Raw genomic sequence first — 10,889 nt, forward strand, 5'->3', positions numbered from 1 at the left:
CGAGGTGGTTCACCTGGTCAGCTGCCGGGCGAGGCTCCGATGACCGACAGGACGTTGCCGGCGGGGTCGGTGAACCACGCGATGTGCGGACCCTCCCCGCGGAGGACGCCCTTCTCGTCGGTCTCGAGGGGCGTGCCCTCGTACCTCTCGAAGGTCACGCCGCGCGAGGTCAGGTCGTCGACGGCCGCCTCGACGTCGTCGACCGGGAAGTTGAGGATGGTGAACGTCGCCGGCGTGTGGTCCGGCTTCGGGTAGATGACGACCGGCCGGTCGCCGCCGTCGCCGGCGAGGTGAAGCGTCAGCATGCCGTTCTCCTCGGTGACGCGCAGGCCCAGGGTGTCGGCGTAGAACGCCTTCGCAGCGGGGATGTCGTCGACGGAGAAGCCGCTGAACGCGTGGGAGCTCTCGAGCACGGTCGGTCCTTCCTCCGGGGCGCGCGGTGGCGCGCCGTGTCCTCCCAGTGAAGTCCCGTCGGGGGACGCGCGGCAGGGATACAGCGGAGAAAGTTCTCCTGACGCCGAACCTCGCCGAACCGACGCCGCCCCGGCCCGAGACGCACCATCGCGTATGCCGTGTGGCGGGCGATTCCGGACCCCGCGCCCGGCTGGGAGCCGACCGCCCGGCATACCCACGGGCCGCTTCGGGCCCTCAGGAAGCCGGTGTGACCCGGGTCTCACTATGAGAGAGGTAAAGCGCCGGTAAGCCGCATGAAAACGGACGTTCAAGGACATTGCCCGCGCGTCACCGTTACCTCAACGTGACTTTTGCCAGTTGACTCGTCTACAGTTCCCGGAGTCCGGCCATCTGGTCGGGCTCTCGCGAGGTGGACCGCCTAGTCCTGTCACCGCCTCACGGGAGACAGCAACCTTGTGACAGGAGCGGAGGAACCACACGTTTCTCCGGGCGTCCGGCGCAACGACTCCGGACGTCCTTGGGGTGAAGTACTCGCCCGGATCGCGACCCGTCGCGCACCGGGGGCAGCACCGGGCACCTTTCCGCCCGAACCCGACAGCTAACTTCGTAGGCGCGGAGAGGTACAGCGTGAACCACGACAACAATCGCGGTCGCCACCGCGCGCCCGGACGTCACAACCCCCTCAACGAACTCAAGCTCCTCGCCCGCGAGTCGGCTCAGCCGGCCATGAAGGGCGCGGCCGTCGTCGCCGCTACGGGTGGCCTCGTTGCCACCTTCGCGAATCCCGCGAGCGCCGACACCCTGTCCCCGAACTCGGGTGACGTCGCTGCCGCCGGTCTGGGGGCGGCCCCGGCCGCCGTCGGTCCGACCGACACCCCCGCCGCGGTTCCCGCCGCGGCGACCGCCCTGTCCAAGATCGGTTACGCGCCGGCCGTGCAGAAGGCCGTCGCCCAGCGCGTCGCCACGCCGAAGCCGCGCGTCATCGAGGACGTCCAGGTCAAGGCCCAGCGGGCTGCGGCCAAGGCCGCCGCGGAGGCTGCCGCCGCGCGCAAGGCTGCGGCCCAGCGCGCGTCGCGCGACCTGACGCGTAGCACCCTGACGACCAGCACGTCGTCGACGAAGTCGAGCAGCAACTACTCCGTCCCGAGCGCCTCGTCGGGCATGCGGTCCTCGTACAACTGGGCCACCGACGGCCAGTGCACGTGGGGCGCGCTCAACAAGTGGTACCAGTCGGAGGGTTACTACCCCGGCGGCTGGACCGGCAACGCGATGGTCTGGGACACCGGCGCAGCCAACGCCGGCTACACCGTGAGCGGCACGCCGCGCTCGCGCTCGATCCTCGTCATGGAGCCGGGCGTCCACGGCTCGTCCAGCGTCGGCCACGTCGCCTGGGTCACGAGCGTCGACGGCGACCAGGTGCACATCGTCGAGATGAACGCCCTCGCCGGCCCGTACAACTACAACACGCGCACGCTGACCGACGGTCCGGGCATGCGGTACATCTACGCGCCGTGACCCACGGGGTCTGACGCGCTGTACCTGACGCGTACCGACGAAGGGGAGGATGCCGACGCATCCTCCCCTTCGCCGTCCCCGCGCGCTCCCGTCGAGTGCGGACTTTCGTACGCCGCCCAGCCCCGCCCAGCCCCAGCCCCAGCCCCAGCCCCAGCCCCAGCCGAGCCTCCACCCCACAGTCGAGTGGGCACTTTGCACCGGTCACGGCGGGTGCAAAGTGCCCACTCGACGTGAGGGCGGGGCCAGGTGGGGGTCAGGCAGGGTCTGGCACGGTCTGGCAGGTTCAGGCAGGTTCAGGCGGGCTCGGTGGGATCGGCGTCCGGGTCGCCGAGCCGGCGCTGGACCCACGTGACGTCGTGCCACCCGCCGTGCTTCCAGCCGATGTCCCGGAACGTCCCGACGAGCTCGAAGCCGAGGGCCTCGTGCAGCCGGCCGCTCGCCTCGTTGGGCTGGGTCATGCCGGCGGCCGCCATCCGGTAGCCGCGGGCGGCGAGCCGCTCGAGCAGCGTCGCGTAGAGCGCCCGGCCGCCGCCCCTGCCCCGGCGGTCCAGCTCGAGGTACACCGACACCTCGCAGGACCAGCGGTAGGCGGCGCGCGCCTTGAACGGACCCGCGTAGGCGTACCCGACGACGTGGGCACCCTCTTCGCCGACCTCCTCGAGGACGAGCCAGGCGTACGCCTCCTGCGCGGCGGCGATACGGCGTGCCATCTCGTCGGCCCCCGGCGCCTCGGTCTCGAACGTGATCGACGTGCCGGTGACGTAGGGCTCGTAGATGGCCGCGCACGCGGGTGCGTCGGCCGTCGTGGCATCTCGGACGCGTCGCTCAGTCATGCCGCCGATGCTAGGGGTGCCCTGAGAGAGACCGGCGCGGGCCCGTCCCGGCCGACCCCGACCGGTTGCCGCGGGCCGGTCTAGCGTTGACACGGTGAGCACTGCAGCGCGCCGCCCGAACATCGTCTTCATGTTGAGCGACGACCACGCCGCGCACGCCATCGGCACCTACGGCTCGGTCGTCAACCGCACGCCGCACATCGACGCGGTCGCGGCCGCAGGCGCCCGTCTCGACAACCTCTTCGCGACGAACTCGCTGTGCTCGCCGAGCCGGGCCTCGATCCTCACCGGCATGTACAGCCACGTCAACGGGGTCACGACGCTCGACACGTTCATCGACGCGTCACAGCCGACGTTCGTCACGGCGCTGCGCGAGGCGGGGTACCGAACCGCGTTCGTCGGCAAGTGGCACCTGGGTCAGGGCTCGACCGGCGGCGTCGAGCACGACCCGCAGGGCTTCGACCGGTGGGACGCGCTCATCGACCAGGGCGAGTACCACGACCCGCGGTTCCTCTCCGCCGACGGGCTGCGGGTCGAGCAGGGCTACGCGACCGACCTCATCACCGACCTCGCGATCCGCTGGGTCGAGTCGCTCGACGACTCCGGCGACGACGCGCCGTGGTGCGTGCTCGTGTGGCACAAGGCGCCGCACCGGCCGTGGGAGCCCGACGAGGAGCACGACGGGATGTATGCCGTCGGCGGCCCGGGTGCGTCCGGCCCGATCCCCGTGCCTGCGACGTTCACCGACGACTTCGCGGGCCGGTCGGACACCGCGAGGCGGGCTGCGATGCGGATCGCCGACCACCTGAACGCCGAGGACCTCAAGCAGCCGGTGCCCGAGGGTCTGAGCCGCGACGAGGAGGCCCTGTGGAAGTACCAGCGCTCCATGGAGGACTACCTCGCCTGCGTCGCCTCCGTCGACGACAACGTCGGTCGGGTCACCGGCTGGCTGCGTGAACGCGGCGATCTCGACGACACGATCGTCGTCTACTCCTCCGACCAGGGCTTCTTCCTCGGCGACCACGGCTGGTTCGACAAGCGGTTCATGTACGAGGAGTCCATCCGTATGCCGTTCGTCCTCTCCTACCCGCGCGCCGTCCCCGCGGGGGCCGCGCTCGACCGCATCGTCACCAACGTCGACATCGCGCCGACCCTGCTCGAGGCCGCCGGTGTCGACGTGCCGGAGCGGATGCAGGGCCGGTCGTTCTGGGGCGACCTCACGAGCTCGTCTGCGGCGGAACGAGACCGGGACGCCGAGGGGTTCTACTACCGCTACTGGATGCACGACGACAGCAGTCACTACGTCGGGGCGCACTACGGCTACCGCACCCACCGCTACACGCTGATCCACTTCTACAACGACGGGCTCGGACTGCCGGGGTGCTCGGACCGGAGGTTCCCGCCAGAGTGGGAGCTCTATGACCTGGAGGCCGACCCGGAGGAGCTGGTCAACGTCGCCGACGACCCGGCATACGCCGCGGTCAGGGCTGAGCTCGAGGCGCGGATGTGGTTGGCGCAGAAGGAGCTCGGCGACGAGCCGCACCCCGACCAGCCCGTGCCGCAGCTGGTCGCCGAGGGGGTGGTCAGCGGCTGATCCCGTGACGCCGGCCGGCCCGTGGCCGGCGTCACGGCGAGGTGGTGGACGTCGGCGACGGCGTCTCCTCGGTCGTCGTCGGAGCCGGTGTCGGCGACGTGGACTCGGCCGCGGTCGTCGACGGCGACGTCGAGGTCGGCTCCGGCGAGGTGGCCTCCGTCGTCGAGGACAACGAGCTCGAGGTGGACTCCTGGGTCGGCGACGGCGTGCCGGTCGTGGTGTCCTGCGTCGGTGACGGCGAGCTCGTGGTCTCCTGGGTCGGCGACGGCGAGCTCGAGGACCCCTGCGTCGGCGACGGGGAGCTCGTCGTGGTGTCCTGCGTCGCCGACGGCGAGCTTGGCGTGGGCTGCTGGGTCGGCGCCGGCGAGCTCGCGCCGGTCGGCGAGGGCGTGGCCGTGGTGGTCGGACTCGCCGTGACCGGCGGCGCCGTCCCCAGGATCGCGACGATCTCCGCCTTGAAGGCCTCGAGCTTCGTCGTGATCTCGGTCAGCGAGTACGACGTGATCGTGCCCCCGAACTGGGTGAGCCGGTTCCAGACCTCGCCCAGCGCCCGCAGCTTCTCCTGCCCCGGCTCGTCCGTCACCGACAGCACGAGCTGGCTGGCGATGGCGGCGGTGATGCACTGGTAGCAGTCGTAGTTGGCCGCGACGGCGAGGTTCTGCGGCACGACGACCTTGGCGTCATCCATGATCAGCACGACCTGGAAGGCGACCGCGACGGCCACGCAGTCCGAACAGGACGCGTACGCGTGCGCCTCGTTCACGTTGAGGACCTCGTTGCCCTCCGCCCACACGAGCGCGAACGCGAGGTCGTAGATGACCGAGCCGTCGGTCGTGTTGACGGCGAGGGCCTGGTTGTCGCCCTCCGCGGGCGGCAGCGGCTTGTCGAAGGGGAAGACCCAGGTGTCGTCCGGCTGGTCCGGCTCGTTGCTCGGGTCCGAACCCGGGAGGGTGTTGACGGGCGAGGGGGCCGTGGTGCCGGCGTCCTTCGCCGGGACGAGCACCATGGCGAGGACGGGGTCCTCCTTCGTCGGCAGCGGCTCGCCCTTCTCGAAGGCCGCCACCAGGCGCTGGTCGCCGGAGAGCCGGTCCTGCGCCGCCAGGCCCGCCTGACGAGAACCTGGGCGGACCAGCCCCGACGCGGCCGGCGTGGCAGAGTTGTCCGCTCGCGCGTTGACCGGCAACGGCACGAGCTCCGTGAAGAGACCGCGCTCACCCGGCTTGATCGGCTCATAGGTGCCGGGGTTGGGCCACCACGCCCAGCAGAGCGCCGTGATCAGCGTCGAGGTGAGGGCCGCAGCGGCGATCCGCTTGACCGGCGAGCCTTGGCTCCACCGGGACAGTCCTCGGAAGAACCGGAAGCCGACGCGCCCGAGGATGAGAGCGCATGCCAGCACCGGCAGCACCACGCCGAGCACCTGGAACGCGTACGCGGCGACGTCCACGTAGGCCGCCTCGCTCCACGCCTCCGCCAGGGCCGCCACGTCCTCCCCCAGCACGGAGGCCGCGCTCCCGAGGAGCCGCGGAACGGCGCGAACGACCGCGAGCAGCATGAGCGCCATCATCGGGATGGTCACCAGCACCCAGAAGGTGATCACGATGCGCGCCCACGGCCTGAGCATCCGGTTCTCAGGCGACCGCCATCGGTGCGGGAGCAGACCCAGGAGGGTCGGCTTGATCCGGTGGTAGAGGTCGGGCACGCCCGCCAGGTCGGCGAGCACGTGGTAGCCGTCGAAGCGCAGGAGCGGCAGCAGCTGCTGCACCATCTGCAGGACCTGGGTGGCGACCAGCAGCAGGAGGGCCTCCCATCCGGTCGTCCACCACCACACGAAGGTGAGCACCACGACGATCGCGTTGAAGTACAGGCCTCCCAGGTCCGTGCGGATGCGGCCGGCGCGGCCCAGCCGGTAGCTGTCGGTGACGTCGGTGTAGAACGCCGGCCAGACGAGGTACAGCCCCGCCCCCATGGCGCCGGGCTGGCCGCCGCTGTAGCGGGTCGCAGCGGCGTGGCCGAACTCGTGGAAGCCTCCGGAGAGGACCGACACCCCGAAGACCAGCAGCAGCAGGTGAGGCCGCTCGAAGGCGTCGTACGCCGAGGCGCCGAGCCCCCGCTCGAAGAACACCCAGGTCACCACGGCCAGGAAGCCGGCGATGACGGCCACGGCGACCACGGGCCGGAAGAGCACGCGGAACGGGTCGGTCAACCGGCGGGTGGTCCGCGGGTTCGTGACGGCGAACCGGGGCTTGAGGCTCAGCAACGGGTCAGAGCGCTTCAGCTCGGGTTCGGAGCCGTCGGCGCGCTGGAGCAGGCCGAGCGGACGCAGGTGGCCGTCGATGAGCGTCCGGACGTCGGCCTCGGTCACGCTCCGGCGCAGCCGCCAGCCGATGAGGTCTGCGATCTCGGCGCAGCTGCGTCGGCCGTCCGCGGCGTCCAGCACGTTGTAGAGCAGCGGGGTGAGCTGGAGGACCTGTCCGTCTGCTCGCCTCACGAGGGCCGGTGGGCTCCGGTAGCCGGAGCCCACCATCTCGCCGATGAGCTCGACGCCGTCCACACGGGTGGGGGCGACGGTCAGCGTGGTCATCGCGAAGCAGTGTCGGTCGGGGCGACCGTCCCCTCGTCAGAGGCAGGCTCGTCGGTCGCCGGAGCGGGGTCGGTGGCAGGCTCCTCGGTGGCCGGGGCGGCGTCGACAGCAGGCTCGTCGGTCGCCGTGGAGGCATCGGCCGTGGAGGCATCGACGGTCGGCGCGTCGGTCGGCACGTCGCTCACGGACGGGACATCGACGGTGGGCACCGCGGTGGCATCAGCGGTGTTGAAGTCGGTGCCGTCTGTCGAGGCGGTGTCGGTGTCGACCGGCTCCAGCGACGACTGGTCGATGGAGGAGACCTGGTCGGAGGTCGCCTCCGCGTTCCCGGTGATCGACTGGGTGAGAATCGCATCCTGCTGCGCGATGGCCGTCGCCTCGGAGTTGTCGGAGAGGATGTTGGCAGCCACCGAGGCGTCGATGGGCGCGGCCACGTTGGCGTTGGCTGCGACAGCACCGTTGATCGGGGCTGCCAGGTCGGCGTCGAGGTCGACGTTGACGTCGACGTTGAGCAGGTCGCCCTTGAGCAGGTCGCCGGTGTCGAGCCCGCCGATGGTGTCGGTGACGTCGTCCAGGATCTCGCCGACCGTGCCCAGCAGGTTGCCGGCGGCGTCGAGGACCTGCCCGGTGAGCGGGTTGAGCGAGCCGATCACGGTGCCGAGCGAGTTCACGACGTTGCCCGTGGCAGCGTCGAGGACTCCGACGACGTTGCCGGCGGCGTCGAGGACAGTGGTGCCGTCCACGAAGTCGGTCACGGTGCCCACGACGGCGCCCAAGGTGTTGAGGACCTCGCCGGTCAGAGGATCGAGGACGCCGACCACGTTGCCCGAGGCGTCCAGCACGTTGCCGGTCACGGCATCGAGAATGCCGAGGACCGCACCGTTGGACCCGACCACGCTCGCACCGTCCACGAGGTCGGTGACTGTTCCGATGAGGTTGCCGGCGGAGTCGACGACCACACCGGTGACCTCGTTGAGCGTGCCGAGGATGCTGCCATCCGGCGCGATGACGTTGCCGGTGGCGCTGTCGAGGGTGCCGATGATGTTGCCGGCGGCGTCCACCACCACGCTGCCGTCCACGGGTGCGCTCGCCGCAGCGGCGTCAAGGGCATCGGTGGTGTCACCGGCCGCGGTGGTCGCTGCGAGCATGCCCTGCTCGGCGCTGTCGCCGTCTGCAGGAGCCGTGCCGCCAGTGACAGTGTCGCTCTGGTCGATGGTGCTGTCCTGCAGGCCGGTCGCGATGGCATCGGCGTCGATGGTCTGCGTCACCTGGACGCCCTGGTCGGACATGGCCTGGGCCGTCGAGCCGTCGCCGAGCAGGTTGGCGCTGACCGCCGCATCGATCGGGGCCACCACGTTGGCGTTGAGGGCCACCGCGAGGTCGATGGGGGCGGCGCCGTCTATGGCCAGGTCCACGTCGGCTGCGAGGTCGAGGATCGAGATGACCTCCTTGTCCGGCAACGCCGTGACGCCCTCGTTCGCCAGCTCTTCGGGTGAAAGGGGTGCGTTTTCGTGCGTACTCATTGCTTCTCCTTCACCGGCGTCCGGTTCGACCTCGTGCCCCCACGTGAACGAGAGCGGTCCGGTCCCGGCTGTTGGTCGTCAGCATCTCGGGCTTCTCGTGGCCGCCCTCCCGGGCGGCCCTTGATTCACATGTGATGTGCTTCCCGGCCCCGGCGTCTTGCGTTGACTCGGAGCGCTGGTAACCGGGTCCTTACCCATGGAGACGCCACCGGTCGCATGGCATGACGGGGACCGCACGACATCGAGCCGGAAATTTCGCCAGAAATCGCCGTCCAAGGGTGCCGGTGCCGATACGTACAGAGGATGCGCCCCGGGTGTTGAGCCGGCTGGTGACGCGCTTGCTGGCCCGCCTGGCGGTCTGCACGTCACGAGGATCCAGCGATCGGGGGACGCGGGCGCCTCGGGACGGGTAGATAGGGAGTATGCCGACCGCTGGGGACCTCCTGCGTCAGCGCCTCGCAGACCAGCGAGAGGCGCTCCGCGTCGCCGAGGCCGCCGTGCGCAGTGGTGAACCGCAGGGCCTGCACGACCTCCGCGTCGCGATGCGCCGCATCCGGTCGGCGCTCGCGACGTTCCGCCTGATTTTCGACAGATCGGTCACGGAGCCCCTGCGCGAGGAGCTGAAGTGGGCGTCCGGCCGCCTCGGGGAGGCCCGCGACGCCGACGTCGCCACCGACCACACCGACCACCTGATCGCCGACGCCGACCTCGCCGGGCTCGAGGAGGAGGCCGTGTCGGGGCTGCGTGCCCGGCTCCGCATCGACGCGGCCGCCGCCGCCGATGTCATCGACGAGACGCTCGACTCCCAGAGGTATGCCGCCACGACGTTCCTGCTCGACGAGCTCGTCCTTCACCCGCCCCTCACCGAGAAGGCGGAGCGCGTGGCCCGGAAGGTCGCGCGCAAGCGGGTGCGCCACGAGGTCGGCCGGTTCGAGGAGCGCGTCGCTGCGGCCAGGATGCCGATCGACGCGAGCGACCCGGAGGCCCCGCACGACCGCGACGAGCACGTCACCCGGTTGCACAGCGTCCGCAAGGCGGCGAAACGGCTGCGCTACGCCGCCGAGACGGCCGCCCCGGTCACCGGCAAGCGCATCAGCCGCACCGGCAAGCACGCCAAGCGGATCCAGTCGGTGCTGGGTGACCACCACGACGCCGTCATCACCCGGGCGACGCTGCGCCACCTCGCCCTCGACGAGGCCAGCGGTGAGGCGGCCGCCTTCCTCCTCGGCCACCTCGACGCGGACGAGCAGCGCGCGACGCGGAAGCTCGAGGAGCGAGCCTGGCGCAAGATCGACGCTCTCGAGGAGCATGTCGCGACCGACGGGTGAGCGACCGCCCGACGGCGCCGAGCGGCCCCGTCAACCGCTCCAGTGGTGCCGCGTCCTCTGGTCGGCGGATCCTGTGAAGTGCCGACTGCCACTGCCGCTCGCGCCGATCGAAACGTAGAGTCGAAAAGGTGGCACGGGTCACCGCTCCCCCCGTAGTCGACCCCGCCGCCGCCAAAGGCGCCGGGCTGGCCCCACGCGTGCCCGGCGCGGTACCTGGCACCGCGCACGGTGAGCCCGGGGGTCCGGAGCGGGACGGTCGCCGGCGCAGGCTGCGTCGCCGCCTGGGAACGGTGCCCCGCCGCGTCTGGATCGGCCTCGTCGTGCTGTTCGTCGTCGCCGCCGCGGCATTGACGTATGCCGTCACGCGCCCTCCCGGCCCACCCGTCCTCACACAGCGCGACGTCGACGCCAGCGTGCAGAAGGGCCTCGAGAGGCAGGCCGAGGCCGAGGCTGCGGCACCGGCCGACGCGACCCGCGCGCACGCGGCCATCGGACCGTCTCTCGTGCTCATCCAGACGCGGTCGACCGTCGACGGCACGGCGCAGCGTGGCACGGGCGCCGGGGTCGTCGTCAACGCCGACGGCACGGTGCTCACGGCGCTCCACGTCGTCGAGGGGGCGAGCTCGATCACGGTGTCGTTCGCCGACGGCACCCAGTCCCCCGCGACGATCGCGGCCGACCAGCCGGAGAACGACATCGCGACCCTGACCCCGGCGAAGCTCCCCGAGACCGTCGTGCCGGCGGTGCTCGGCGGCGGCGTGACGGTCGGGTCCCCCGTCTTCGCCGTCGGCCACCCGCTCGGCCTCACCGACTCGCTCTCGGCCGGCGTCGTGTCGGCGCTCGACCGGACGGTGACGGTCGAGGGCAAGCTGAAGCTCGAGCACCTCATCCAGTTCGACGCGGCGGTCAACCCGGGCAACTCCGGCGGGCCGCTGCTCAACAAGGCCGGCCAGGTCGTCGGCATCGTCACCGGCCTCGCGAACCCGACCGACCAGAGGCTCTTCGTCGGCATCGGCTTCGCGGTACCGATCGCGACCGCCGGTGGGGCGGCAGGCAGCCCACCGCAGTAGGTCACCGGCCCGCGCCACACGGCATACGGCA

At 71.2% G+C, this 10,889-nt stretch carries 8 protein-coding genes and 1 riboswitch; of the genes, 4 read left to right on the forward strand and 4 right to left on the reverse strand.

Annotation, left to right across the window (positions count from 1 at the left end; genetic code table 11):
* Nucleotides 1-17: 17 nt before the first annotated feature.
* Nucleotides 18-413 (reverse strand): VOC family protein, encoded by a 396-nt coding sequence (locus ACFQU3_RS11620; protein ID WP_385909883.1) that lies wholly within the window; start codon nucleotides 411-413, stop codon nucleotides 18-20.
* A 422-nt stretch (nucleotides 414-835) separates the two neighbouring features.
* Nucleotides 836-1,039: riboswitch (cyclic di-AMP (ydaO/yuaA leader) on the forward strand.
* Nucleotides 1,040-1,041: 2 nt separating this feature from the next.
* On the opposite strand from ACFQU3_RS11620, the gene ACFQU3_RS11625 reads away from it, so the two are divergent.
* On the forward strand, nucleotides 1,042-1,929 hold the full coding sequence (locus ACFQU3_RS11625) for a CHAP domain-containing protein (protein ID WP_385909885.1): 888 nt from the start codon (nucleotides 1,042-1,044) through the stop codon (nucleotides 1,927-1,929).
* A 293-nt stretch (nucleotides 1,930-2,222) separates the two neighbouring features.
* Here ACFQU3_RS11625 and ACFQU3_RS11630 read toward each other — a convergent pair whose 3' ends face one another.
* Entirely contained in the window at nucleotides 2,223-2,762 is a 540-nt protein-coding gene (locus ACFQU3_RS11630) for a GNAT family N-acetyltransferase (protein ID WP_385909887.1), read from the reverse strand.
* A gap of 94 nt (nucleotides 2,763-2,856) precedes the next feature.
* Between ACFQU3_RS11630 and ACFQU3_RS11635 the strand changes: the two genes are divergently transcribed.
* Nucleotides 2,857-4,356: a sulfatase gene (locus tag ACFQU3_RS11635; protein WP_385909889.1), complete on the forward strand. Its 1,500-nt coding sequence runs from the start codon at nucleotides 2,857-2,859 to the stop codon at nucleotides 4,354-4,356.
* Nucleotides 4,357-4,387: 31 nt separating this feature from the next.
* Here the strand turns inward: ACFQU3_RS11635 and ACFQU3_RS11640 are convergent, their stop codons facing one another.
* A complete protein-coding gene (locus ACFQU3_RS11640; protein WP_385909890.1) occupies nucleotides 4,388-6,937 on the reverse strand; it encodes a hypothetical protein in 2,550 nt (849 codons plus the stop codon).
* Entirely contained in the window at nucleotides 6,934-8,460 is a 1,527-nt protein-coding gene (locus ACFQU3_RS11645; RefSeq protein WP_385909892.1) for a hypothetical protein, read from the reverse strand. Before ACFQU3_RS11645 ends, ACFQU3_RS11640 begins: the two co-directional genes overlap by 4 nt.
* 422 nt (nucleotides 8,461-8,882) lie before the next feature.
* Between ACFQU3_RS11645 and ACFQU3_RS11650 the strand changes: the two genes are divergently transcribed.
* Both ACFQU3_RS11650 and ACFQU3_RS11655 read left to right on the forward strand, forming a co-directional pair.
* Nucleotides 8,883-9,788: a CHAD domain-containing protein gene (locus ACFQU3_RS11650; RefSeq protein WP_385909894.1), complete on the forward strand. Its 906-nt coding sequence runs from the start codon at nucleotides 8,883-8,885 to the stop codon at nucleotides 9,786-9,788.
* A gap of 290 nt (nucleotides 9,789-10,078) precedes the next feature.
* Nucleotides 10,079-10,858: a S1C family serine protease gene (locus ACFQU3_RS11655; protein WP_385909896.1), complete on the forward strand. Its 780-nt coding sequence runs from the start codon at nucleotides 10,079-10,081 to the stop codon at nucleotides 10,856-10,858.
* Nucleotides 10,859-10,889: the final 31 nt, after the last annotated feature.

The sequence above is a fragment of the Terrabacter sp. GCM10028922 genome (assembly GCF_042666095.1).
Classification (GTDB): domain Bacteria; phylum Actinomycetota; class Actinomycetes; order Actinomycetales; family Dermatophilaceae; genus Terrabacter.